Consider the following 25250-nt stretch of genomic DNA (forward strand, 5'->3'; position numbering starts at 1 on the left):
CTGTAAATTACGAAACTATTACTTCATCGTACTCTTTACAATATTCACTAATGGCTTTAATGGATGAAGAATTTTAATCCTAGTGCGATCTTCAAATTGTTGTGCTGCATCCACCATCGATAGCTGGGCAACCGATATGGATTTTTGCTCAGCAGATAAAGTATGCAAAGTTCTTAAAATAACCTCGTCATAGGCTTCTTTTTTCCCCTGCATAATAAGATCAAATGTATGTTCAATAACTTTCACTACCACATCTACTGATATTCCTTGATGCTTAGCATATTGGTGAAGTCTTGCCATCGTTCCTTCTACAGTTGCTGGATTTGTGAAAAGTATCGTTTGAGGCTGATGCTTACTACATATACTTTCAAAATAGGGCTCATCAATCTTTATGATGGGGATCGGGAGATTGGACAAAGTTTCATCTTTTAATAAAGCTATATAATTTGTACACGTTATTAAGATTGCATCCACATCACAGCTAATTATCCATTCAATTTGCTCCTTAACTTTATGTACTAAATCATTACTCCCTTTAGACACATGCTTTATAACGCCAGGGTCTACAAAATGGATTATCTCTATATCTTCATCGCTTTGAAAAGCCTGCTCAATGTATTCTATATTGGAATAATGAGCATGCAAGCAGCCGACCTTTTTTCTCAATTAAACTCCTCCTCATTGGAAAGTCTCTTTTCCATTGTTACTATTGCTAGAGAGTTACCATTACGATTCTTCACCATTTCCTCTTTCGTTACAACATAACCTAATGAACGATATAACTCAATATTACGCGGAACACTCATACGTACTTTGCACTGACTAATTGTTACCCCTTTCGATAGTGCATATTGTTCGAGCTGACAGATCAGTACTTTTGCTAAACCTTGACCTTGTCTTTCTGGGATCACTGAAAGTCTATAAAAATAAATCCCCTTTGAACTGAGCGTAAACCTTGCAATGGCAACTGGTTGTTTATTGATATACCCAATAAATGCTTGTTCATTTTGCTGCATTGCCTGTTCTATTGAATCCACCGTTTCACTTAGTGCACTGGATGGTGGAGTAGCTTTTTCATATTCTTGAAACGCCCGTAGCATCACCTGATGTATAACTGGGGCATCCTTGCTCTGTGCTAAAACAATTTCCATCCTAAAGCACCTCTTATCGTTTTTTATTCATAATAGTGCATGTTAAAACAAAAAGAAACCGTATTATTTCGAATACGGCCTACTACTTAGTATGTTTATCTTTCACTTTTGCTTCCTTTTCAATATGCTTTCTCGCTATTTTCAAACGTTGGATATCCTTTTTCTTAAGAGGAATAATCTCTTCCTTCATCATCTTAATATAAGAAATCATTAATAAAAGTAACACCACTGTAAAGGGTAATGCAGCAATTAACGAGGCCGTTTGTAATGCTTCAAGACCTCCTGTATACAATAAAACACCTGAAATAGCTGCCATTAAAACACCCCATACTAGCTTTGATAAAATTGTGGGATTTAAAGAACCTTTTGTCGTCATACTCGCCATAATAAAGGTGGCCGAATCAGCAGAGGTAATTAAAAATATTATGATTAAAAGTATTCCAATGGTAGATGCAATTGTTGAAAGCGGTAAGTGTTCTAACAGCTGGAAAAGTGCAACCGTTACATCATTATGAACAGATTGAGCGATTTGTGCATCTTGATGTAAATCAAACCACATTGCGGTTCCACCAAAGGTCGCAATCCAAAAGCAGGCAATAAGGGGCGGGATAATTAAAACCCCTATAATAAATTCTCGAATAGTCCTGCCTTTAGATACACGAGCTATAAAGGAGCCTACAAATGGTGACCAAGCGATCGCCCATGCCCAGTAAAAGATCGTCCAATCCTTCACCCAAGTCCCACCAACGTATGGCTGCATCCTTAAACTATATTGAATAAAGTTTGAAATATAATCCCCAATAGCTAATGTAAAGGTTTCAAGTATAAAGATTGTTGGGCCTGTAATAAAAACAAATAAAAGTAAGACAATTGCTAAAGTCATATTGACATTACTCAGGATCTTCATCCCTTTTTGTAGACCTGTTGTGGCTGATAGCATATAGCCAATAAACATGATAAGAATAATGGCCACTTGCAAGATAAATGTATCTGGCAAACCAAAGACGAAAGTTAAACCGCCATTTGTTTGTAATACGCCTAGCCCTATAGACGTTGCTACCCCCATGACGGTAGCAATTACTGCGAGAATATCGATCGTTCCTTTAACGACTCGATTTGTTCCAGTGACAGGCTCTAAAGCAGTGGAGATGAGCATATTTCTTTTTTTATTGAATTGTACAAAGGCCATAACAAGGCCCAATATGGCATAAACAGACCACTGGCTTAATCCCCAATGAAAGAATGAATATCCCATCGCAAGTCGGGCTGCATCCGTTGATAGCGGTTTTGTGTCACTGAAGGGTGGTGAAAAATAATGACTCATTGGCTCAGCTACTCCCCAGAAGACCAAACCTACACCAAGTCCAGCTGAAAAGAGCATGGAAATCCATGTTAGAAAACTAAACTCAGGACGACCATCTTCTGATCCTAAGCGAATTGTTCCGTATTTACTAATTGCCAGACCGAATAAAAATAAAACGATAATAAAGACGGACATTAAATAAAACCAGCCGAAATAATCCGTTGTCATATGAAATACGCTGTTTGCTACGTTCTTAAATTTTTCCGGTATCGTTGCTCCGATAATGACTAAGAGAAAAATTGCTCCACTAGAAATAAGAAATACTGGGTTTTTTAAAATTTTATTTTGCATACAGCGCCTCCATTTATCCCAGACAGATGACCAAATTTCCTTTATTATGCGTACAATTCAGTTATTTTATTAATAAATAAAAAAAGAAACCGCATTATCAAAAGACATGCGGTCTACCTATTAATGTGTTTTATGCATAAAACGCAGGGCTCTACTCATAACAGTTGGTACAATCGAAGCATGATTTTCATCTAAAGCCTCGTAAAAATCTACCGCCATTATTTTTTTTAAAACTGCTGCCATTTGTCGCGCATCATCCACCATAAAGGTTTCAAGTTCACCTGCGCTCATAAACAAAGTTTCGTCCATGTCCTGATGCTCGTTCAGAAATACTGAAGCACATTGTACTAGCTCATGCTCATTCCACCAAATAGATGGGCTAATAGCTAGATAGCGTTGGAAGCTGGATTGGTGGTGAAATAGTTGCCAAAGCGCAAAGTATCCTCCTAGGGAATGACCAAATAGAGCTTGCTGTACTTTATTTACTGGATATTGTGACTCAATCGTTGGCTTTAACTCTTCTTCAATAAAGCGACTAAAATCCACTGCTCCTCCAAGCTTTTCATGACCTTTTCCTTTAAATCTTTCTGGATATATATATGTCTCTGCTGGCGCTGTAAAATCATAAAATCTTCTATCACGCATATCATCGCCATGACCAATTCCAATAACGATAGCTGGAAGGACACCTGTTTTTGGTGCATTACGACTTTGTAGACGCACCGCTTCCTTTACAAGGTTAAAATAGGATGAGCCATCGAGTACATACAAAACTGGGAAGCCATTTTGTGGCGCTTCCTCCTCTGGCACATAGATATTAATCGTGTACAAATAATTTGTCAATTTTGAAGTCATATGTTGTGTAATGTAGTCTACTTTAGTTGTATTCATTAGATATCCTCCTTCAAAATTTCATAGCCATAACATACAGGTGTATTTGTTACAGGATCTTCCATAATGCGTGCATCAATATTAAATACTTTACGCATTACCTCAGCACTTAAAATTTCCTGTGGCGTGCCAGTTTGCATAATAGTACCCTTACGCATTGCAATAAGATGATCTGAATATCTGGCCGCGTGGTTAATATCATGTAGAACCATCACTACTGTACAGCTGTGGTGCTCATTTAAACTTTTAACAATGTCCAATACCTCTAGCTGATGTGCCATATCTAAATAAGTAGTAGGTTCATCTAATAGCAAGATATTTGTTTCCTGCGCTAAGGCCATCGCTAGCCAAACACGTTGACGTTGTCCTCCTGAAAGCTGTGCAAGGTCTCTATTTCGGTATTCCATTGTATTGGTAACCGTTAAAGCCCATTCAATCATTTCCTCATCCTTATTTGTTAAGCGATTAACATTGTTGCGATGTGGATAGCGACCATACGCAATTAACTCCTCCACTTTTAATTGACCAGGAGCAACAGGTGTTTGAGATAATATTGCTAACTTCTTGGCAATATCTTTGGTCGATAAATTTTGCATATTTTGCTCCTGCAAATAAACCGTACCTTGTTGTTTTTTTAAAATACGTCCTATCGTTTTAAGAAGGGTAGATTTACCACAACCATTTGGACCGATAATTGTCGTCACTTTGCCCTCTTCTATCGTTAAATTTAACCCTTCAAAGACACGTACCTGCTCATAACCTGAAGCCAGATTTTCCATTCTAAATGCAGTTTGCACGCCATTTCCTCCTATGCCTTAGATTTCACCAGTAAATACAAGAAATATGGAATCCCAATAATTGAAACGACAATACCTACAGCCAGTTCCGATGGTGCAAAAACGGTTTTACCAATAAAATCAGCTAAGATTAACAGACCTGCACCAATTAACGCACTTACTGGCATAACATAACGGTGCTGAATACCAACAAGCTGCTTGGCGATATGGGGAGCCATTAAACCTATGAATCCAATACTCCCTGATACAGATACACAAGCGCTGACAAGACCTACACTGGCTAATAACAGCTTCATTTTCTCCTTTTCAACTGCTATTCCTAAACTTGTGATGCTATCCTCTTCAAGCTGGAAATAATCGAGTAAATATGATTTTCTGTGCACATATAGTCCTAAAATCAAAAGCCAAGGTAGCATCGTAAGCGCAAAGATCCAATTCGAATTATAAATAGAACCCGCCATCCAAATAGCCGCTGATTCAAAATCTTGTGCACTCATTTTTAAGGATAGGAATAAGGACAAAGCTCCAAATCCACTATTGATAGCAATACCTGTTAAGATTAATCGCTGCATATCCAGATGACCATTTTTTAAAGCAAATGAAAAAATCAAGATAGCTGCAATTGTTCCACCGATAAAACCAAATAATGGCATCATTAAAATTGACATCCAGCTACTCATATCGGCACTTACTAGCTTTAATTGCAAGAAGAACATGAATATGACGACTGCTGCACCAGCCCCTGCATTAATCCCTAATATACCTGGATCTGCTAGTCCATTGCGTGTAATCCCCTGTAATACAACTCCCGCCATACCTAAGCCAATACCGACAAGTCCAGCAATAACAATTCGAGGTAAACGGAATTCAAAAATAACAAGATCAAACTTTGAATTGGACTCAATCCGCAACAATGTTTTAATGACATCCATTACAGACATATCAAAAACACCATTTGTAATATGTAAATAGCTCGCAACGAAAATCAATAAAATAAGCATCGACATGGTTAAAAAGAATAAACTTGAGGTTTTTTTATGCACGTTTTTCACCTCCGTGCTTACGAACTAAATATAAGAAGAATGGTACACCGACCAATGCGGTTAAGACACCAATTGGCGTTTCAAATGGATAATTGACAACGCGGCTCAGGACATCACAAAGCGCTAAGAAAAAGGCTCCAATAACAGCTGCACAAGGAATAATATAGCGATAATCAACACCGACAAGGAAGCGTGTAATATGTGGTATGACTAACCCTACAAAAGCGATTTTCCCTACAAGGGCAACCGCTGTCCCTGTCAAACATACGACAGCTAGCATGCTAATAATACGTACTGTTTTTGTTTTCTGCCCAAGCCCCATGGCAATATCTTCACCTAGCGAAGTAATGGTAATCGCTTTTGCCGATAATAAAGCCAAGATCAACCCAGTTAAACCAAATGGAATAGAAAGGATCAGCATATCCATATTTACCATATGTACCTTTGTGTTATACCAAGCACTTACTGTTTGTGATACTTGGAAATACATCGCAATGGCAGTAGCAATACTACTTAAAAATGTGCCAATGACCGTTCCAATTATGGCTAGCCTTACTGGAGATAAGCCATTGCGGATTAACGAGCCAAAACCAAAGACAATACCAGCTCCCAATGCAGAACCAAGCATCGATAATAAAATCATTTGATAGTTTGGTAGCCCTGGAAAAAAAACAACGGCTAATGTAATGACAAATGCAGAGCCATCATTTACACCCATTAATGAAGGCGAGGCTAAATAGTTTCGTGTAATCCCCTGCATGACTGCACCGGCAACTGCTAAAAATGCTCCAACTAGTAATACCGCGGCAACTCTTGGAATACGGCCTGTTCTTATAATTTGATGATCGACATCCGATGGATCAAATGCTGTCATCGACTGCCATACTGTAATGGCACTAATATCTTTTGTCCCATACATAACAGAAATAAGTGCCACAAGGGCAATAAGGAAAGGAGATATCGCTAATATTGAAAACGACACTTTGTTTGTTTTTTTCAACTTTCACACCTTTTTCTTTATCCATTTTGCGGTACACAATATCAATCACTTAAGTGTATACCCTTAACAACTGCCTGCAATGAAAAATGCCACATCTTACAAAAGGCCGGTAATAGCCCGGTGATATCACCAAATCTACTACCAGCCCGTTTATACTATTTAAGTAATTTTTCAGCTGCGACATCTAAGAATTTCACTTTAGACCAAGCAGTACCACCTTGTGCTAATGGCTCAATTGTGTTGACAAAAACTTGATTATTTTGTGTTGCCTTTAAGCTAGTGAAAATTGGATTCTTTTGTAGCTCCTCTAAAGCTTTTGGCGTATCCTTATTCTCTGAATCCTCGAATTGCAGGAAAATCACATCTGGATTTACTTGTGCTAATGTTTCAAGTGATAGTTCCGCTTGCGCCTTAGCTGTTGTAACAACTTCTGGTACAGGTGCTCCTAAATCTTCATATAGAACAGGGTTTAAATAAACGCCTGCTGGATAGATGTACATCACTCCACCACGAACACGGATGATTAATACTTGCTTATCTGCTAATTGCTCCTTGGATTTTACTTGGGCATCAGCAACTTTGGCTTCATAGTCAGAGATGATTTTCTTTGCATCATCTTCCTTCCCAGCTAATTGTGCAAGCAATGTTAAATTTTCTTTCCAATTTGTTGAAATATGTGAGTATGGAATCATTGTTTGAATTTTGTTGAGCTTTTCAGCCGTTTCTTCAGGGAATTTCGAAGTACCCACAATTACATCAGGATCCAGATTAAGAATGGCTTCTGCATTTGGCTCCATTTTATTTCCTACAAGTGTAGCTCCTTCAAAATCTGTTGCTAGATAGGCAGGAACTTTTCCACCTACTTCTAGAACACCTACTGGCTTAATACCAAGCATTGCCGCATCTTCCATTGATTCAAGACTGGCAGCGACAATGTTCTTTACTTCGGCTGGTAGCTCATATTGCTCGCCTAAGTACGTGATGGTCTGCGTTGATTTAGCTTGCTCTGTCTGTGATTCTGTTGCACTTGTCTCTGCTGTATTAGCTGTTGATGTTGATTCCTCTGCTTTGTCTGTTCCACATGCGGCCAGTAATAATGCTAATAGTGCTGGTGCACACATTTTAAAATATTTATTCATAGATATTCTCCCCTAACGAGCTCATATTGATAATGATAATCGTTTTCATATATAAGTCAATATATAATTGATACTCATTATCATTTACGGATACTATCCTAACAAAGTGAAAAAAGATTGTGAATGGACGATTTCGAAAATGACATGGATTTTTGCCGATTTAAGCAATAAAAAAACTGCTTCTTTTTTATAAGAAACAGTCAATTATACATATCTGGCTTCCTCTATTTTTAACTTGCGATAGGCTGAGGGAGATAAACCCGTACACTTTTTAAATACTCTGCTAAAATAAAAACAATCTACATATCCAACACATTCTGCAATTTCAGCTACAGGTATTCCACCATATTCTAGTAAGTCTTTCGCACGTCGTATACGGTATTCTGTTATATATGTACTTGGATTCATACCTGTATGCTGCTCAAATAAATAAGCAAAACGACGACGCTCAATGCCCAATTCCATCGAGATATTTGATACTGAGATTTGCTGTGCATAATTTTCATGTATATACTGTAATGCCTGTTCCATTAATTCGCTGGCACTATCTAAAACCTGCATTTTTGCCACTACAAGGATATCTTCCAACAAATTCATAAATAATGTCTTAGACTTGAATACAGCCATATTACCAGGAAAGGAATAGCTTTCTACTAATTGCTGAACATGGCTAATAATTTGTGTGTTAAAGCCTGTATTGATTAGAAAATGTTGCTCGGCTAGTGGATATAGATTTATTTCTTCTGTAGGTAGGCTGTAATGAACAACTGCATACTCCCAACCTTTATGGCCAGTCGCTCTCACTTCTATCGGCATCTGGGGGCCAGCATGGGCAATCATTCCCGGCTCCATCATATAGGGGGTTCCATTAAAGCTAAAGATCGCACTCCCTGCAAGTGGCACTACTAAACCACACTTTTCTGGGGCCGTTGTTCTACCAACATCCACTTCACCTGGCTCCATTTTTTTAGTAAAAACATCTGTAAATTTTACAGAAGCATGTGCAAAGTAATCAATTAAATATTTGATATCCATATGCAAACTCCTATACATGTATTACATTCTGAATCTGTGAAAAATGATGTAAATCATGATTGATTAATCCTACAAAATAGTCGATTATAGTCATTTCTGACTGCCCAATTTTAAATGACTGTTGCCATTGCTCATCTGTCCATTGCTGAATGTCCTGCAATAATTGACGCCTTGTGGAAATAAAATCATTCAATGTTTCCTCCATTGTTTGTTCACGGCTTTTCTTAGCTGCCATCGTATTCAAATGTGCTACATCTGGCCCTTTCGGCAGACGCTCATCTGTAAAGAGAAAAGGAATTCGGTAATTTTGCACAAACTTGTCCCATGGAGGAAGATGCCCAATTACCTCTGCAACCGACCATTTCCCAGGTTCAATGGGCATACGCCATTGTGCCTCAGATAACCCTCGTAAATTATCTATCCAATCTAAAGATTTTATATAGTGTTTAATGACATAGGTTATATCTTGTTGCAATTGTTCCCCCTCTTTCTTTTTTTATTGAAGATGAATTTTCAATTCTGGCCAACATAAATGCCATTGTTTTTGCTGAATTCTTTGACGATAAATCGCATAGGCATACTTATTTTCTAGGTAAAACGATGTTGGCTCTACTATGCCTGCTCCTAAAAGATGAATACCGTACGGTGCTGCAATCTCTAGTACCCCATCTGATAATTTTACTCCAATTGCCGTTGGGATTTCTGGGAAATGAGAGATTCCATCAACAGCAGACTGATATGGTTTACTACCATTTAGGACATGCATTCGTGCTTGATTTTTCACGGACCAAGGCTCGTTTGGAGATAACTTTCTCAGTTCTCGCTCATACTGCTTCTCTACTTCTTCTGCTAAATTTTCTTTATCAAAATATATCACATCAATATCAGCAATTGGTGTTCTTTCCTCCTTATTATGAAGGTAATCCCATACCTTTGAGCGAATAATTCCTGCGCATATCCACCAATCTGGTAGTTGCAAGTTTTCTACTGTGGATAAAATGCTCATCACCCAGTCATCAGATGCAATTAAGTTCTTCAGCTCTTCCTCCGATTGAAGCAACCTCATTCTGTCAGCCTCCATTAATATAAATTAAATTTATAAATCACTAAAAATTATATATTAGATTTATACATTAACACCATTTACCCTAAAGCTAATAAAAGAAAGGGAGAAGCTTATGAATAAAATGATCATGCTGTTATTATTTGTACTACTTAGCTTAGTTGGACTTTTCTATACAAACATTTCTTTAACACTCATATGTATCGGAATGGTAGCTGCTTTTATTGGTACACTTGCGGGAGGTGGTGGACTAATTACACTTCCTGCCATGATGCTTGTCGGTATCCCTATTCAAACAAGTATTGCCACAAACAAATTTTCGACAGGCATTTCGTCTTTATCCAGTATTTTTTATCTACTCTATCAGAAGGAGCTACATCTCACATCTATCATCAAATATATAGCTCTTGCTATTGTTGGGGGGATTTGCGGCTCACTTTTAGCGGTTTCGCTGTCTGAGCAAACTATGAACTATATGGCCTGTGTACTACTTCTTTTGGCTTTAGTCGTAACTTTAAAAAATAAGGCGTGGACGGAAGTTCCTGATTCGCTAGAACATCAAGCACCTCATTTTTGGCAACCATTTTTCATCGCTATGTATGATGGTGGTTTCGGCCCTGGCTCTTCGACATTTAGCATCTTACACTATCTACGTACTCATCATACTTACATAAAGGCTGTACAGCTCACTCGAGTACTCCTCTTCGGGAGCTGTACAGGAGCATTTATTGTGTTTTATCACACTGGCTTTATTCAATGGCACTATGCAATTGCTATGGCAGTTGGCTCCATTATAGGCTCCCAATTAGGTCTTATAGTGCTCCCATACATTCCATTAAAAATAGCCAAAACACTACTAACATTGATTATTATATTGTTGCTTGTTCAAGTTACATTGAAAATAATTTAATGACCACTACTCAAATGCTCATGAATTACCTTCCATTGATCGTTAACTAATGTAAAAATATTAGTTGCTCTACCGCTACCTGATACAAATTTTTCGTTATGATAGCCTTCATAGTGATATGTATAAAGACAGGTAGCCGTCGTTTCATCAACGGTTAACCATTTTACATCAGTAGCTGAATAAACCTCTTCTTTAATGACATTCCATGCATGCTTGAAATAAGCCTCAATCTCCTCTGTTGTTGTGCATGTTTTATCAGAGAACCAATAAATTGCTTGTGGATGCAAAATAGCCTTTACTTGATTAAAATCATGGGTATTTGTTGCTTGAATATAATGTTCCAATGCTTGTTGATGTGTCATCTTCACCCCTCCTTTTTTAACAATTTTATCCTAAAATTGACTTCTTAGAAATGATAATTGTTGCATGACCTTCTGCTTGGACAGCTACTGAAGAACATCTATAATGAAGTCAAAACTATAAAGACGGAGGATGTCTATGCTAGCTACTATTGAAAAACAATCCAATCACCATATTGCTACATTCAAACGACCATTACCACATTTAAAAAATGCCGTTTGGGCCGCCATGACTAACAATGAAAACCTACAAAAATGGATGAGTAATTTAGAAATCATTGAGCTACGTAAGAACGGGAAAATACATTTTAATATGAATGATGGAACAGGTAATTTTGAGGAAATAACCATCACAGATTATGCCGAGAAAGAAGTACTAGCATTTGATTGGGGAACGGATACGGTGAGATTTGAACTATCTTCTACTGACAAGGGTTCTTTATTGGTATTAGTGGAGACACTTCAAGAGCTGACAGAGCATACTCCAAAGGATTTAGCAGGATGGCATATTTGCCTTGATATGTTAACAGATTTACTAAATGGCGTAGAACATCAACATTTCCCCATGGATGAATGGCAGCAACGATTCAGTGAATACAAAAAAATGCTAAGTACTGTGAAATAAAATAAGACAAAAAATCCTAGAGCATTATTACTCTAGGATTTCTATTATTAATAAAAAGCTGTGGCTATTGCTAGTGCTTTTAAAGGATCTTTGATTGAATCGAGTGTGTAAACAAGCTTTTCATCCTGCCACACAATTAAATTACCTGATTGATAGACATCTAGCTGAGCCATGCCATATTGCCTTGGGATAGGCAGCATGTGGTTTTCTAAATACGTTACTGCCTGCTTAGCCAGTTTAACACCTGCATCAGGATTATCAGTTCGTGTATGAGTGGCAATTGCCCATCGCCCTTCATTCCAACCAGTCCATAATGATCCGGCACCTGCATCTTGATAACCTTTTATATTGTAACCAAGATCAACCTCTTGCCCACCATTTTGATTAAAATTATCAAACGCTATCTGTGTGCTTGCACCTTCCGCACTTTTATATTTCTTGACCAGCAATCTTCCAATAACAGTCCCTGATTTTTTTAAACGAATATCATTAATTGGCATGTTCTCTTTGCTCTCATAAAAGATAACTTCAACCTGGTCGCCCTGTGTCCTTGTTGTAGCTGTTAAAAATGAACCCTCTCCAATAGGTAACGTTGATGGCATTTTTAATGGAACATCAAAATGAATCTGCTCCTTTATTTGTTGAAGAGCTTCAGTTTGTGCTTGAACTGTATCACTTTTATCATTATTTGATTGTGTTACAGATGTATTGATTTTATTGTCATGCTCTGGTACATTCTTATCCCGTTCAGCACAAGCACTTATGCTACAAATGCTTAACAATAAAAAGAGAAATACTACCTTTTTCACCATGTTAACCCCCATTTAAGAAATGCCTTCTCTCCATATTTTCCCCTGGAAAAGGTTAACTTAAACGCTTCAGCTATTGAAGTTCATTGATGCGCTTCGTCAGCTCATTAAACTTCTGGTCAAGCATTGCGTAGTCCTTATCTTTTACTGTTAGAAAGCTCAATTTGCCTAAGATCTCTTGCCTTTCCGTTTCAAGCTTTAAACGGATAGCCGCTGTATCATCCACTTTATTCGGTGCGACTTCTGTCCACTTTTTTTTGATGTGCTGATCGTGAAGCTCCCAAACACTATTCGTGACTTTTTCTAGAAAATATCGATCATGTGAGACGACAAGCAATGTCCCATTATATTGGGAAAGAGTGTGCTCTAACTGCTCACGAGAGGGTAAGTCAAGATGATTTGTCGGCTCATCTAAAATTAGTACATTTTTATCCTCTAAAATATAAGCCATCAGCTTACACTTTACGCGTTCTCCCATACTCATTTTGCCTATGGGAGATGTCCAATGTGTCAGTGTAAACCCTAAATTCTTCATCAAGTTGCGAACTTTACCACGTTCTTCAAATGTCTCCTGATAAAAGTATTGCTCTGGTGTTTGATCAAGTGGTAAATCAAATACTTCCTGTGTCAAATAACCAATGTTTGCAGCAGGTGATAGCCATACTTCACCCTCAGCTTCTAGCTTGCCTAAAAGTATTTTCAAAAAGCTTGTTTTCCCACTACCATTCTTCCCTGTAATAGCTATCTTATCTCCAAATTGAGCTGTAATATTAACATCGTTAAATAATGTGCGTTTATCAAATTTTAAAGATAAATGCTTGGTTTCCAGTAAGCGCTTGCCAACTCGTTGATTCGTGCCTAAAGAAAAACGAATCCCTGCTTCTGGCTTCACCGCTTCCACGCTTGCCTTCGAAAGTTCAGCTTCTAATCGCTTTTTCTTAGATTTCACCTGCGAGTCTAAGCGCTTTGCTTTCACACGATGGTACTCCTTAAAGCCTTCCAATTTTGTTGATTGAGCGTGGCCTTTTTGTGACCAAGACGTCAGTTCCGACATTTGAGCCTCAATCCGTTCAATATTTTTTTGTTGCTTCTCATAGGCTCGTTGTTGTGTTAATCTTCGGTGCTCCCTATCAGCCATATAGCTTGTATAATTGCCATCATGTTCAATAAGACTCTTATCCTCAATAGACCAGATTTTTGTGGCCACCTTATCTAAAAAATAGCGATCATGCGACACCACGATGATCGTTCCCTCATAGTTGTGTACTTGTTTGATAAGAAATGCGGTACTTTGTTCATCTAAATGATTCGTTGGTTCATCAAGTAATAAAATTTGAGCATTCTGGGAAAAACCTTCTGCAAGACGCATTTTCAGCTTTTCGCCCCCACTTAACGCTGCAAATGACACATTAGGTACCTGCCACTTAGCCAGCAGATCAGCTTCTCTTGCGGATACTTCTAGTTTGTCAAAATGAGCTAGCTCCTGTTCAACAAATGTAATTTTTAAAGCCTGTGCTCCCTGAATTACTCCCATAGTTGGTGATAATGTACCTTGAATCAATTGTAATAATGTCGATTTCCCAGCACCATTCCTCCCTATAATGCCGATGACTTCGCCTTGTTTTACTGTGCCTGTCACATGCTCAAATAACAACATATCCTTTATTTCATAACGTACATCCTGTAATTTTAAAAGTTCCTTCATACTATCCATCCTCTCCAGTTGGAGGGACAAAAAAATCCCTCCAATTCATTTGGAAGGATTAGTCGCTACAATATCATACACAAATAAGCTCCAAAATTATTGTGAAAACAAGCTTTGGAGTAGCTAAATATCGGCAGTGGTTTGCAAATATAAAGCAATTATTATGAAAAATGGGCAGACTAATCCTATTTTTGTTGTTCGTGAAATATAAAATTTCCTATTCAAAAATTAAGATTAGTTATTCATTAGCCACCCATCTTCCCTTCATTTATCGTTATCGCCATTGTAGCATCATTTTTTTGAAAATAAAACTCCCTACCTTGAGCGTCTATCTAAAACATTCGTAAGAGCGAATTTGATTTCTTGAAATGGTACGGAAATACCAGCCATATCTTCGGCTCCATCGGAAACCAGCAATGATTTCCCTTCCTATAGCTGTAGGGAAAAACCAAAAACTTCTACCACTATTCAGCCAAATATACGTATTTCTAAACAAACAGGAACGTATACCACTTGATCCTACTCGCCAATCGGTAATCGGTGGCGAAAAACCTGGTGGTGTGCTCATTGGCATTTGTCCTGCTGGAGTGGATCCGAAAGGAGTTGGCCCAAATGGCGTTGTTTCAAAATCATTATAATCTCCCCAACCAGGTCTTCTAAAATTATCTTCTCTAAATGGATTATTAGACACACAAACCCTCCTTTTACATTATTCAATATATGTAAAAGGGCGAATAACCGTTGAGCCATTGCCCATTTATCGAAGGTAATACATTTCCTATTAATGTATAATGGAAGGGATATTTTTCAAAAAGGAGCGCTTATGAAAAAATTATTGTTACTTTTATTAGCCACGCTCATCGCAGGGAGTATGTGGATACTGCTTGCTAAAAATCCAGTATCTTCTTCCACTAGTATCCAAGCAAAACTTGCTGATGTGAAAGATTACAAATACTATTTAGATAAAGGCAATGATGCCATTGGTAAGAGCATGACGAAATTAGATTTAGTGATTGTAGAACCTATTGAAATGCAGCAGAAGTATATCGTCAATGCTCAAAAAAGCGGTACTTTAGTGTACGGCTATATTAATGCGATGGAGGCAGACAAATGGAATACAGCACTCTATCATCAATTGAAACAAGAAGATTTTTATCGAGATAAACAGGGTGAAAGAATGTATTTTGCCGAATGGGATTCTTTTTTAATGAATTTGACTTCTACGCACTATCAAGACATTTTGCTAGCAGAAATAGAGAAGCAAATTGTTCAGAAAGGCTTAGATGGCGTGTTTTTAGATACGGTCGGTAATATCAATTCTTATTTACCTGAAGATGAACAAAAAAGGCAAAATGAAGCCATGTTATCTTTTATCCAACAAATTAAAAAACGTCATCCCGATTTATCTGTTGCTCAAAATTGGGGATTTCAAACACTTGCTGATTATACAGCGCCATATGTTGACTTTATTATGTGGGAGGATTTTTCTTATCCTGTGGTAGGAAAAGATGAATGGTCACTCGATATGATGCAAAAGCTTGTCCACATACGCAATAAATTTGGTACACAGGTGATGGCAATTGGTTTTGAAGAAGAATTAAAAAGCCGTGCTTTAGCGGAGAAGTATCATTTCAAATTCTTTTATAGCCCTGCTGGCTCTTACTATAATAGCTGGCAATAATCCTTACCTCCCCCTAACAAACGACTGTTTTGGAGGATGTTTGTTTAAGAGCTCTTCTCAGGGGTAGACTAAAGGAAAATCAGCTTGAGGTGATAGGATTGGATATGACAAATACGTATGAAAAGCAAAAACCTAAGCACGAAAACCGCTTTCAATATAAGAAGCAGAACATGTGGACTGGGATCTTATTTGGGCTTGGGGTTGTGGCATTTATAGATGAGGTAATTTTTCACCAATTATTACACTGGCATCATTTCTATGATAAGTCTACAGCTGCTATTGGACTAGTTTCAGATGGATTATTTCATGCATTCAGCTTTTTTGCTACGATTGGATCTGCTTTTTTATTGGCTGACCTACATAGAAAACATGGGTTTTGGCTAAAAAGATGGCTAGGCGGTATTTTTCTGGGAGCAGGCACATTCCAGCTTTACGATGGCATCATACAGCATAAATTCATGAAACTTCACCAAATTCGTTACAACGTTGAAATACTCCCCTATGATATCGTTTGGAACATATTTGCGGCGCTATTAATTATTATCGGTATTGTCTTACTGCTCCAAACAAATCAAAAAGGACGATAGGAGGTGGCGCATCTTGCATTCTCATGAAGCTCATGCTCAAAACTTTCCCATCATGGTTCAGCTACTTCTGGCTTTGCCATTTTTTATAGCCCTTATATTGTATATCCTCGCTGTTATTATTTCGAATCAACATAAAAAACAATGGCCTCATTTTCGTACTATCTGTTGGATAATTGGGAGTGCCTGTGCTCTCATCACATTAATCGGCCCATTGGCTACTCTTAGTCATATCCATTTTGACGCACATATGATAGGGCATTTATTACTTGGCATGCTTGCCCCATTACTTATGGCATTAGCAGCTCCCATGACACTACTGTTAAGAACCTTACCAGTAAACAAAGCTCGTGTTCTTTCTCGGCTATTGAAAAATCCATATGTTCGTTTTATTTGTCATCCAATTATTGCTTCTATTCTAAATGTAGGCGGCCTATGGTTACTCTATACAACCTCACTTTTCAATTTGATGCATGAACATATACTACTGTATGTATTCATTCATCTTCACATTTTTCTAGCGGGTTATCTATTTACTATTGCCTTTATTTATTTTGATCCTACTCCACACTCATATTCTTATGTCTTTCGATCTCTTACATTAGTAGCAGCATTAGCAGCTCATGCAATATTAGCAAAATTTATTTATGCAAATCCGCCTCATCATGTACCAGCCACAGAGGCCGAACTAGGTGCTAAGATCATGTACTACGGTGGTGATGCTATTGAAATCCTTCTTGTGTCTATTCTCTTTTATCAATGGTTTAAAAGTACAAGGAATACTATTCACTCCAAGGCAGCTACTTCATCACGCTAATCTCGCTCTGTTGATTAGGATAAATAGGATTGGATAATCCGCCAGTCCTCTAGCTTTTCAGTGAACGTTTTGATATTTTTCCCTGGTATTGGACTTGTTGATGGCATTTTTTTATAGGCTCGTCCATCAAGAAGCTCTAAGCCAATATGCTTTTTAAAAACCTCAAATGCTTTCGCTCCATTAAAAAGCACTAATTGGATATTAGGGTATTGTTCAAAAAGGGTTTGAAAATCATTGGGCTTTTCATTGCGTATCGCTGCATCTAAACTTCCTTCGCGTTCACAAGTTGCAATCGTGTCCCAAAGACCGATTGCATTGTTTTTTAATAAGGCTATTCTCTCTGTATATTCATTTGGAATCGCTATCTCTAACAACTCACCAATAATGGGCCAAAAGTGATTGCGTGGATTGCCATAGTATTGCTGCTTCTCTAACGATTGTCTTCCTGGCATTGATCCAACAATGAGCACCTTTGTTGCTGAGTCTACAATTGGTAATAATATATTTTTTAATTCATTGGACACAACAATCACTCCTTTTCTCTATTGTAGCGGAAAATTCGAACCAGCAAGTAAATCTTGGCTTGAAATGAACAAGGGATGTTGGCATGAATTGTTCATTTTATACGACTGTACAATTTTGTAGCCTATACAATAGCCTATCCATTGCGGAAGGTCCCCCCCATATAGAAATGGATGATGCTGTTCGATTCCTTGAAGTTGTAACTGCGGTAAAAAATGATGCCCCCATAAAGCTAAAAGCTCTTTATCTGAGTAGGATTGTAACCAAGGAGCAATCCATTTTTCCCCATATAAATCTTTCACTGCATCTTCTGCTAAGCCTTCTAAAATGAGAGAATCCAATAAAGTCATCTCATCTAAAGTTTTTTTTAAGATGTGTATACGACAAACATGGTTATATTCATGAGCAAATAACGCTTGGAGCTCCTGCTTTTGTAAATCGCCCACAAATAAAAAAGCGAATGAGGATAAGCGACACCATTTTTATTGGTTATCGTTTGCCGCTGAGTAATCGGGAAAATATATATTGGTATTGAGGGTCCATTCCATTTCCGCTGTAAGTATAGGAACTCCTGCTGTACACAATCCCATACTTTTTGCTTCTTTAATTTTTCAACATCGACTTCCTCATGTGGTAAAAAAAGACCCTGTTGCTGTAATGTATAGTGAATTTCTTCTGGAAGCCCATCTCGAAATAGTTTGACTAATCGATTGCAAAGAATCGAGCATTGTAAGCTTGTTAGCTCATCCTTTCTAGTGAACTTTCTAGCATTTACAAATTCATTTAACCACTTATCTGTTGACACAACAGCCATATTATCACCTCTTCACAGCATATGTCTTGAATAGACAATCGGCTAGTGATAAATGCATCAAATCGCATATATTAGCTTGTAATGTCATTGAAAGGAGGGAAATGTGTGAATCCAGCTGATGCTTATAGTCTTTGCTGTAAATATCATGGTAAACGTGTTCGAATCTCGGATTCATCTGGTAAAGTACATGTAGGAGAAATCACAAGGGTAGATAGAAGACAGGTATGGATTCTACCTGATAGAAGATATAGTGGTTATGGTTTAGGATTTTGGGGATTTGGAGGATATAGAAGAGAAGGTTTTGGCTATGGAATTGCTTTAGGAACAATTTTAGGTATTGCGCTAGCTCCAATTATTTTCTTCTAATTCAATCCTTTTATTTAAATGAAAAAGAAGCCATTTCAAACTTTGTTGAGATGACTTCTTTTCATTATTGAACTTGCTCTTGTTGCTGTTTGCTTTCAATCAGCTCGGATATTGTAACAAATGTGTACCCTTGCTTTTTTAATGCAGGTAGAATTTCTTCTAGTGCTTGAATTGTTTGTGTTCGATTCCCGCCACCATCATGAAATAAAATAACATCTCCAGGCTTTGTCCCCTTCATCACTTTTTGGACAATTTTCCTTACACCAGGTTCTTTCCAATCTTGCGTATCCTGATGCCAAGACCACATCACAACCTTGTAGCCATCCTTAACAGCTGCATTGATCATTGCATCCGTGTAATTTCCACCAACGGGACGGAATAAAACTGGGGAAAACCCAGTAATACTATAAATCGTGTCACTTGTCTGTTGAAGCTCCTCTTGCAATTTTTTGATGGAAACTTTAAATGGATGTGTATACGTATGATTTGCTAATTCATGGCCTTCTGTATAAGAACGTAAAACAAGCTCTGGATATTTTTCTGCATTTTTTCCAATAATAAAAAAGGTGGCTTTTGCATCATATTTTGCTAATAAATCTAGCACAGCAGCTGTGTATTTAGGATGTGGACCATCATCAAAGGTGAGTGCAACAATTTTATCCTCTGTTTTGATATCCCAAACAACTTCACCTGTCTCCTCATAATAAGGACGACCTCTATCTGCGTAGCCTTCCTGCACTAAAAATCCCGAGATGATTAAAAAGAAAACCATAAAAATGAATACGTAATTACGTGTCATAGCATCACCTCCCAAGTCCGAAATCACAGAACTCCGTCAACTTACTATTTACGAATTGCCATGAAATATACTTGAGAAGGATTGACTGTTTTCTCCTTTTCATTATTTCAAAAAAATTTTAAACGTTATTTATAATTTTGAACAATATGTGAAAAAAATTGAATTGCACTTTATTTTTTTCTTTATTGATGTAAAATAAAATCATCATTGATATATAACAGTTTAAATAATATTTAAATGTTATGCAACACAACGAAGGGGATCACATATATGTGGGTTATTACAGTATTTGAAGAAAACACTTATCGCATGTTTGAGTATAGTTCTAAAAATGAGGCAACAATTGCATTAAACAAATTTAAGCAAACAGCTTTGCTTTCTTATACAAGATAAAGAATAAAAGGAATCTATTCATCAGAGTAGATTCCTTTTTGGTTAAATAAAGTGCCTCCCATGCTTTCACTAATCCTCCTATTCACTTTCCTTATACATCTAGCAACAGGTTTAGTTAATTGTTATGAATTTTTTCATGAAAATGTCGAACACCTTGCTAGTCATCACCATATGTATATAGAGAAAAGGAGTGATTTCAATGGTGACAATTGAGCCTATTATGATTAAAGGGCATTTCTTCACCGCAGTAGTTGTTCAATTACCTAAAACAACATTACTGACCATTTCTAATGATACAGGCTACATTATGTGTGGTGCTTTAGATGTTGGTCTATTAAATAGTCGCTTAGTTGATCGAAAAATTATTGCTGGTCGTGCAGTAGGCGTGAAAACGATTGATGAGCTATTAACAGCTCCATTAGAATCCGTAACATATGAAGCAGAACAGCTTGGTATTACAGAAGGAATGACGGGTGTAGAGGCGCTTTTAAAAATGATCTAATTGGCTAAAAAAAGCGTCAACAAGACGCTTTTCTTTTTTGTTTGCTAACCTAATTTGAATATGCAATTTCCCCATTTCCCATACTGTGGGACAAAGGGAGTTGTTAATATGAATAGTAGGCAACATGTTAAAATACACGCCACCTTACTTATTGTTGTTTTAATTGTTTTCATCTGGTCTGTTATAAAGCCTTCCTCCTATTTAGATTGGCTAGCTGAGGTTAGTCCTGGAATTGTGGCAATAACAGTCGTTGTTTGCATTTATTATAAATTCCGCCTCACCACATTTTCTTATTTTATCATCGCTCTCTTGTCGATTCTGACATTTATAGGTGGACATTATACCTATTCGGAAGTCCCTCTTTTTAATTGGATAAAAGAAGAATTTCATTTACAACGTAATCACTATGATCGCTTTGGTCATTTTTTAAAAGGTTTATTAGCCATCGTAATAAGGGAAATACTAATCAGGAAAACACCACTTGCAAAAGGAGCTTGGCTTACAGGTATTACAATCAGTATTTTGCTCGCAATCGCTGCTTTTTATGAAATCATTGAATGGTTAAGTACAAGAATCTCGAAGGGTAGTAAAGGAGCAAAGGATTTCTTAGGCATGCAGGGAGATCGATGGGATGCACAATGGGACATGTTTTTAGCCTTACTGGGAGCTATTTTAACTTTACTTCTATTCACAAAGCTCCATGACAAATTTTTAAAAAGAATAAACAAATCATAAATATTTTTGCATAGCATGATTATATAACCTATGAAAGGTGGTATTAGATGTACTATGCACAGGTCAATCAACTAACACATCATCCGTCACGTACTATGATTGTAATCGGCAATGGACAGATAATGGCTACACCTAGCTCTGTACAATTACAAATTGAAGTCCAAACACAGGGCAACCATGTACAAGGTCCCCAACAGGAAAATGCGGCAATCATGAATGAAGTTATGCAATCACTTATTGCACTTGGTATTCCAAGAGAACAAATTCAAACTGCTAGTTATACAATCACACCACTCTATAATTTTGAAGATGGTAAACAAATTTTTAATGGCTATGAAGTAGTCAACGCCATTTCCGTCAACGTTTCGGATACCAATGATTTGGGCTTAATCATTGATACCGCTGTAGAAAATGGGGCAAATCGAATAACCAATATTCAGTTCAAAATGGACCATACCGATGCTTACTATCAGCAAGCATTAAGTTTAGCACTACAGAATGCTCAATTGAAGGCGAAAACAATTGCAAAAACTATGCACCTGCCTTTGCAGCCACTCCCTGTAGAGATTGTGGAAGAACAGGCTAACACACCGATCCTTTATCGCTCTATGACTGTATCCTCGGGAATTACGCCTATAGAACAGGGACAAATTGCTATTGATGCTACTGTTCGTGTAAAATTTCAATACTAAAGTGAAGAGCCTTCTGCTAGTCAAAATGCAGAAGGCCCTCGTTTATTTTACAAGTGTATTTTTTTCAATAAGGATTTTATCATCCTGTGTTTTAATAACCATATCAAAATGCTGGCAATGTGGATGCATAAATAATTCATATTGAATACGTCGCTCATCATGTGACTGCTTCAAATAATTGATATCTATTCCTCTCTCAAACACATCTCGACCCGATCTTCTTATAAATTCTGTTTTACCATCTGTATAAAAATAAAGTTTCAAATCAAATAGATTAGGATCAATAAATGCTACGCACATCCCTTCTACTATTGTAATTTTCTTTTTTGAAGAAATAAGTGTGCTTCTCAGGTAATGTGTATCGATTGTCATTAAATCAAATCCAGCTCTTATCATTTGGACGTCCCTCTCCAATGATGGTAGATGATGAGCAGCGGGATGACAAGCCGTCATTTTAAAACGATGATGCTCATTTTGATATGTATACTCAAGCATTGTTTGTTTGCGAATATCTGAATTCACAATATACGGATCAGTATTCAAATAATTCACTTCATCTTGTTCTAAAGTCTGTATAAGTTTTTGAGCAAACGTTGTTTTTCCAGCAGCTCCATGACCAGAAATGCCAATCACAATCCTTTTATCCGCCTTCATCACCCAATTTAAGATGTCTTTTAAAATAGTCTCCATTGTACTCTCCTTATTAGAAAAGGTATGGTAAGCAGCCACTCCCTCCATACCACCTTATTATTCACTTATGCTGAGAACTCCATATTCTTTCTATCGTTACTTCGTTATGCTTAGGACTTAATAGATAAACATCTGGGTTGCTTAAATTCTTCCAACAGTGAAAATCAATAGTCATATCATAATACTTCAACAGTAATGAGATGATATTGCCATGACTCACGATTAATGTATTATCAACATCCCTAGCAAATGCGTCTTTTACAACGTCTACAATTCGATTCATTGCCTCATTACTGGATTCTCCACCATCATATTTTAAATCCATATCAACAAATGTCGCCTGTAATTTTTCATACCAATCTGGAAGGTCTCTAGTACTTAAACGGCGCTCCGAAAGACGTTCATCAATTTCAATCGTTATACTTTCTCTAATACTTAAAGGTTCAATTGATTGTATTGCTCGTAAAAAAGGGCTAGATAGAATTCGATTAATTTTTATGCCCTTGAAAAAATCAGCTAAACTTTCTGCTTGCTCAATTCCCTTCTGAGTTAAGGGTGCATCTAGTGATTGTCCTTGTGCTAGACAATGTCTAATAACATATATCTTCCCCATAAAAACCTCCTAGTGTAGAAATCCATTTATTAACAACTATTATACTTTCTTTACTAACTAGTTCCAAAGAAGCTTATGCAAGTTGCGCAAATCATATTCAGCAATCTATAGCAACTCATCTTGTAGAGTATCTATCCTCTATAGAGATCTGTATGCATAGCATCTCCTTCTACCGAGACAGGTGAAACAAAATATTTTGCTAGATCCAATTAACTGCAATTATTTAGATGTATTTTATCATTAACGTATGATAAAGCTAACTGTATCGAATGAATACGAATCCCAGATTGAGCATAAGAGAACATGCACTAGACCTTCATCACACGAGCAATTATTTCTAAAGAACCTTATTCATGAAACCTTATTGTAGCTCATATAATGAGACATCATAAATTGGTTCAATAAGGAGGATTCAATGCAATCTGAAAAATTGCGACTAAGGAAAATCCAACAACTAGCATATGAAATTATGGATGAGATGCACAATGAGAAGCATCGCACAGAAATGCACAAATTAATTCCGATTATTGATAATTTGTCGCGGGCAATTGGGGATTTAACAGATTCTGTTGGTAAATACTCACTGGATTATGTAGAGGAAAAAGTAAAAAATGCTCATGCTCTTTTATTCAACAAAGAAAAGGTGGATATTTATTAATAAAGAGAGGGAAAAAGGGTAACCATATACATGGTTACCCTTTTGGCATTAATGCGTTTCAGGTTCGAATGTTTTACAGTCTGTTTCCTCACTGTTGGAAGCATGTTGTCCCTTTTGGCTGACAACATAAATTTTTTCGGCTGTGCATTTGTTACCAGAATCCCAAAATGTGCAGTTATTGACTTCACAAAGAATTTCTTGTGCCATCGTCTCACACCTCCTCTTTGTTATCTTTAACAAATTAGAGGTAATCAATACGTTATTCAAAAAAGTCAGGTCTCGATTTTATTAGTACTGTCTGATTCACTCCATACTGAAATCTAGATTAGTAGGATGATTAGATAAATGTTCCTGCGTAAGCATATTTGTTGAGGGTACTTTGTTGTCCACTTCTTCAAAACGGAAGCCATCTGCCCAGACTTTACCCGAACCAATTAGTAACACACCAAAATAAATGGAATAACCTTCTTCAGGTACATCTAAGACAATAGAATAATGATTCCATTCAGTAGAACCTGTTACAGAGCGTTGATCCATATTATCAAATTGAATCGTATCGCCTGTACCATTGTCAATACGCATCCATGCACCACACTTTGTAGCATCTGCCGTCTTTAAATAGCATGACATCTTCAAGCGTTTCCCTTTGTAGTCAGCTGCCTGAAAACCCTGCATCATTGTAGCAAATTGACCATGATTTGCTGAGGCAGTTGTGGAATACAATACTCCTGAGCGGTTCCCTGAATGAAATACCTTGTCATCTGTATGAAATTTATACAATTCTGGATTAGCTCCACTCAACACCCAACCTTTAACCTGTTCAACTGTTTCCATGTAATGTTCCTCCTCCATCATATTTAATGATTGCATTACTTTTCGATACTTCCCTGGTGGTAAAGCATAAACTTCTTTAAATGCTCTTGTAAAAGCTTCTTGTGATTGAAACTGAAGTGTAACGGCAATCGTTAATATCGATACATTAGAGTACATCAAATAACTCGCTGCCATAGCTAGCCGACGTATACGAATATATTCACCAATCGTAAATCCCGTTTCTTGCTTAAAAATTCGGCTTAGATGGTACTTCGAATAACCAGCAGTACTAGGAAGACATTCAAGAGAAATTTCCTCCATCAATTGCTCCTCGATATAGGCAATAGTTCTTTGCGTCGCTTGACTATACTCCATGTTACTCACCTCATC

34 protein-coding genes are annotated in these 25250 nt (G+C 37.2%); 11 read left to right on the forward strand and 23 right to left on the reverse strand.

The genetic code is table 11. The features are described 5' to 3' along the window. Positions 1–18 precede the first annotated feature (18 nt). The 11 genes from MHB39_RS21315 to MHB39_RS21365 all read right to left on the reverse strand — a co-directional run bounded on the left by MHB39_RS21315 (position 19) and on the right by MHB39_RS21365 (position 9776). The gene (locus MHB39_RS21315) at positions 19–666 is read right to left on the reverse strand and encodes a hypothetical protein (RefSeq protein ID WP_342545291.1); all 648 of its coding nucleotides are present in this window, start codon (positions 664–666) and stop codon (positions 19–21) included. After that, positions 663–1151: a GNAT family N-acetyltransferase gene (locus MHB39_RS21320; RefSeq protein WP_342545292.1), complete on the reverse strand. Its 489-nt coding sequence runs from the start codon at positions 1149–1151 to the stop codon at positions 663–665. The genes MHB39_RS21315 and MHB39_RS21320 overlap by 4 nt, the downstream gene beginning before the upstream one ends. A gap of 82 nt (positions 1152–1233) precedes the next feature. Then, positions 1234–2805, reverse strand: coding sequence for a BCCT family transporter (locus MHB39_RS21325; RefSeq protein WP_339280421.1), 1572 nt, complete (start codon positions 2803–2805; stop codon positions 1234–1236). 120 nt (positions 2806–2925) lie between these two features. Further along, the gene (locus tag MHB39_RS21330) at positions 2926–3696 is read right to left on the reverse strand and encodes an alpha/beta hydrolase-fold protein (RefSeq protein WP_342545295.1); all 771 of its coding nucleotides are present in this window, start codon (positions 3694–3696) and stop codon (positions 2926–2928) included. Continuing rightward, a complete protein-coding gene (locus MHB39_RS21335; RefSeq protein WP_342546946.1) occupies positions 3696–4475 on the reverse strand; it encodes an ABC transporter ATP-binding protein in 780 nt (259 codons plus the stop codon). Before MHB39_RS21335 ends, MHB39_RS21330 begins: the two co-directional genes overlap by 1 nt. A 29-nt stretch (positions 4476–4504) precedes the next feature. Beyond that, positions 4505–5500, reverse strand: coding sequence for an iron ABC transporter permease (locus MHB39_RS21340; RefSeq protein WP_342546947.1), 996 nt, complete (start codon positions 5498–5500; stop codon positions 4505–4507). Between the two features lie 28 nt (positions 5501–5528). Beyond that, a complete protein-coding gene (locus MHB39_RS21345) occupies positions 5529–6536 on the reverse strand; it encodes an iron ABC transporter permease (RefSeq protein ID WP_342545296.1) in 1008 nt (335 codons plus the stop codon). A gap of 155 nt (positions 6537–6691) precedes the next feature. Beyond that, complete coding sequence (locus MHB39_RS21350; protein ID WP_342545299.1) at positions 6692–7675, reverse strand: ABC transporter substrate-binding protein; 984 nt, start codon at positions 7673–7675, stop codon at positions 6692–6694. A gap of 204 nt (positions 7676–7879) precedes the next feature. Beyond that, positions 7880–8710 carry an AraC family transcriptional regulator gene (locus MHB39_RS21355; protein WP_342545300.1) on the reverse strand — a complete coding sequence of 277 codons (831 nt, stop codon included), beginning with the start codon at positions 8708–8710 and terminating at the stop codon, positions 7880–7882. 10 nt (positions 8711–8720) lie between these two features. Further along, entirely contained in the window at positions 8721–9185 is a 465-nt protein-coding gene (locus MHB39_RS21360; protein WP_066037970.1) for a DinB family protein, read from the reverse strand. Between the two features lie 21 nt (positions 9186–9206). Beyond that, the gene (locus MHB39_RS21365) at positions 9207–9776 is read right to left on the reverse strand and encodes a nucleotidyltransferase family protein (RefSeq protein ID WP_342545303.1); all 570 of its coding nucleotides are present in this window, start codon (positions 9774–9776) and stop codon (positions 9207–9209) included. A gap of 112 nt (positions 9777–9888) precedes the next feature. Here MHB39_RS21365 and MHB39_RS21370 point away from each other — a divergent pair, with 112 nt between their 5' ends. Beyond that, on the forward strand, positions 9889–10683 hold the full coding sequence (locus tag MHB39_RS21370) for a sulfite exporter TauE/SafE family protein (protein WP_342545304.1): 795 nt from the start codon (positions 9889–9891) through the stop codon (positions 10681–10683). Here the strand turns inward: MHB39_RS21370 and MHB39_RS21375 are convergent. After that, positions 10680–11045 (reverse strand): nuclear transport factor 2 family protein, encoded by a 366-nt coding sequence (locus tag MHB39_RS21375; protein ID WP_066037968.1) that lies wholly within the window; start codon positions 11043–11045, stop codon positions 10680–10682. The genes MHB39_RS21370 and MHB39_RS21375 overlap by 4 nt on opposite strands. Positions 11046–11181: 136 nt before the next feature. On the opposite strand from MHB39_RS21375, the gene MHB39_RS21380 reads away from it, so the two are divergent. Beyond that, positions 11182–11667: an SRPBCC family protein gene (locus tag MHB39_RS21380; protein ID WP_258858869.1), complete on the forward strand. Its 486-nt coding sequence runs from the start codon at positions 11182–11184 to the stop codon at positions 11665–11667. 47 nt (positions 11668–11714) lie between these two features. Here MHB39_RS21380 and MHB39_RS21385 read toward each other — a convergent pair whose 3' ends face one another. From MHB39_RS21385 to MHB39_RS21395, 3 genes are all read right to left on the reverse strand, one after another. Continuing rightward, entirely contained in the window at positions 11715–12479 is a 765-nt protein-coding gene (locus MHB39_RS21385) for a hypothetical protein (RefSeq protein WP_342545308.1), read from the reverse strand. A gap of 70 nt (positions 12480–12549) precedes the next feature. Continuing rightward, complete coding sequence (gene abc-f, locus MHB39_RS21390) at positions 12550–14181, reverse strand: ABC-F type ribosomal protection protein (protein ID WP_342545310.1); 1632 nt, start codon at positions 14179–14181, stop codon at positions 12550–12552. A gap of 328 nt (positions 14182–14509) precedes the next feature. Beyond that, complete coding sequence (locus MHB39_RS21395) at positions 14510–14872, reverse strand: hypothetical protein (RefSeq protein WP_128568294.1); 363 nt, start codon at positions 14870–14872, stop codon at positions 14510–14512. 132 nt (positions 14873–15004) lie between these two features. Between MHB39_RS21395 and MHB39_RS21400 the strand changes: the two genes are divergently transcribed. The 3 genes from MHB39_RS21400 to MHB39_RS21410 all read left to right on the forward strand — a co-directional run bounded on the left by MHB39_RS21400 (position 15005) and on the right by MHB39_RS21410 (position 17263). Continuing rightward, positions 15005–15862 (forward strand): endo alpha-1,4 polygalactosaminidase, encoded by an 858-nt coding sequence (locus tag MHB39_RS21400; protein ID WP_312123901.1) that lies wholly within the window; start codon positions 15005–15007, stop codon positions 15860–15862. 104 nt (positions 15863–15966) lie between these two features. Further along, positions 15967–16449, forward strand: coding sequence for a DUF2243 domain-containing protein (locus MHB39_RS21405; RefSeq protein ID WP_342441899.1), 483 nt, complete (start codon positions 15967–15969; stop codon positions 16447–16449). A 13-nt stretch (positions 16450–16462) separates the two neighbouring features. Next, complete coding sequence (locus tag MHB39_RS21410; RefSeq protein ID WP_342545314.1) at positions 16463–17263, forward strand: cytochrome c oxidase assembly protein; 801 nt, start codon at positions 16463–16465, stop codon at positions 17261–17263. Between the two features lie 14 nt (positions 17264–17277). Here the strand turns inward: MHB39_RS21410 and MHB39_RS21415 are convergent, their stop codons facing one another. The 3 genes from MHB39_RS21415 to MHB39_RS21425 are packed head-to-tail and all read right to left on the reverse strand — an operon-like array spanning position 17278 to position 18599. Beyond that, the gene (locus tag MHB39_RS21415) at positions 17278–17787 is read right to left on the reverse strand and encodes a DNA-deoxyinosine glycosylase (protein ID WP_016993104.1); all 510 of its coding nucleotides are present in this window, start codon (positions 17785–17787) and stop codon (positions 17278–17280) included. Between the two features lie 18 nt (positions 17788–17805). Next, positions 17806–18231, reverse strand: coding sequence for a DUF2268 domain-containing putative Zn-dependent protease (locus tag MHB39_RS21420; RefSeq protein WP_342545315.1), 426 nt, complete (start codon positions 18229–18231; stop codon positions 17806–17808). Beyond that, positions 18153–18599, reverse strand: coding sequence for a hypothetical protein (locus MHB39_RS21425; protein ID WP_342545316.1), 447 nt, complete (start codon positions 18597–18599; stop codon positions 18153–18155). The genes MHB39_RS21420 and MHB39_RS21425 overlap by 79 nt, the downstream gene beginning before the upstream one ends. Positions 18600–18704: 105 nt before the next feature. Between MHB39_RS21425 and MHB39_RS21430 the strand changes: the two genes are divergently transcribed. Then, complete coding sequence (locus MHB39_RS21430) at positions 18705–18965, forward strand: hypothetical protein (RefSeq protein ID WP_036079579.1); 261 nt, start codon at positions 18705–18707, stop codon at positions 18963–18965. 64 nt (positions 18966–19029) lie between these two features. Here MHB39_RS21430 and MHB39_RS21435 read toward each other — a convergent pair whose 3' ends face one another. After that, positions 19030–19764 carry a polysaccharide deacetylase family protein gene (locus MHB39_RS21435; RefSeq protein WP_016993108.1) on the reverse strand — a complete coding sequence of 245 codons (735 nt, stop codon included), beginning with the start codon at positions 19762–19764 and terminating at the stop codon, positions 19030–19032. 270 nt (positions 19765–20034) lie between these two features. Between MHB39_RS21435 and MHB39_RS21440 the strand changes: the two genes are divergently transcribed. From MHB39_RS21440 to MHB39_RS21455, 4 genes are all read left to right on the forward strand, one after another. After that, complete coding sequence (locus MHB39_RS21440) at positions 20035–20157, forward strand: hypothetical protein (protein WP_016993110.1); 123 nt, start codon at positions 20035–20037, stop codon at positions 20155–20157. Positions 20158–20356: 199 nt separating this feature from the next. Further along, the gene (locus tag MHB39_RS21445; RefSeq protein ID WP_004231716.1) at positions 20357–20659 is read left to right on the forward strand and encodes a DUF1805 domain-containing protein; all 303 of its coding nucleotides are present in this window, start codon (positions 20357–20359) and stop codon (positions 20657–20659) included. 108 nt (positions 20660–20767) lie between these two features. Next, entirely contained in the window at positions 20768–21394 is a 627-nt protein-coding gene (locus tag MHB39_RS21450; RefSeq protein ID WP_016993113.1) for a DUF2238 domain-containing protein, read from the forward strand. Positions 21395–21441: 47 nt separating this feature from the next. Continuing rightward, entirely contained in the window at positions 21442–22086 is a 645-nt protein-coding gene (locus MHB39_RS21455) for an SIMPL domain-containing protein (protein ID WP_342545319.1), read from the forward strand. A gap of 42 nt (positions 22087–22128) precedes the next feature. Here the strand turns inward: MHB39_RS21455 and MHB39_RS21460 are convergent, their stop codons facing one another. Next, a complete protein-coding gene (locus MHB39_RS21460) occupies positions 22129–22776 on the reverse strand; it encodes a phosphoribulokinase (RefSeq protein WP_342545321.1) in 648 nt (215 codons plus the stop codon). 61 nt (positions 22777–22837) lie between these two features. Next, a complete protein-coding gene (locus MHB39_RS21465; RefSeq protein ID WP_016993121.1) occupies positions 22838–23389 on the reverse strand; it encodes a histidine phosphatase family protein in 552 nt (183 codons plus the stop codon). Positions 23390–23804: 415 nt separating this feature from the next. Here MHB39_RS21465 and MHB39_RS21470 point away from each other — a divergent pair, with 415 nt between their 5' ends. Beyond that, a complete protein-coding gene (locus MHB39_RS21470; protein ID WP_016993122.1) occupies positions 23805–24047 on the forward strand; it encodes a hypothetical protein in 243 nt (80 codons plus the stop codon). A gap of 48 nt (positions 24048–24095) precedes the next feature. On the opposite strand, the gene MHB39_RS21475 is transcribed toward MHB39_RS21470, so the two are convergent. Together MHB39_RS21475 and MHB39_RS21480 are read right to left on the reverse strand one after the other, a co-directional pair. Then, positions 24096–24254 carry a DUF1540 domain-containing protein gene (locus MHB39_RS21475; RefSeq protein WP_004231699.1) on the reverse strand — a complete coding sequence of 53 codons (159 nt, stop codon included), beginning with the start codon at positions 24252–24254 and terminating at the stop codon, positions 24096–24098. A gap of 96 nt (positions 24255–24350) precedes the next feature. After that, positions 24351–25235, reverse strand: coding sequence for an AraC family transcriptional regulator (locus MHB39_RS21480; protein WP_036079591.1), 885 nt, complete (start codon positions 25233–25235; stop codon positions 24351–24353). Between the last annotated feature and the right edge of the window lie 15 nt (positions 25236–25250).

It is taken from the genome of Lysinibacillus sp. FSL K6-4013, assembly GCF_038630435.1.
GTDB classification, from domain to species: domain Bacteria; phylum Bacillota; class Bacilli; order Bacillales_A; family Planococcaceae; genus Lysinibacillus; species Lysinibacillus boronitolerans.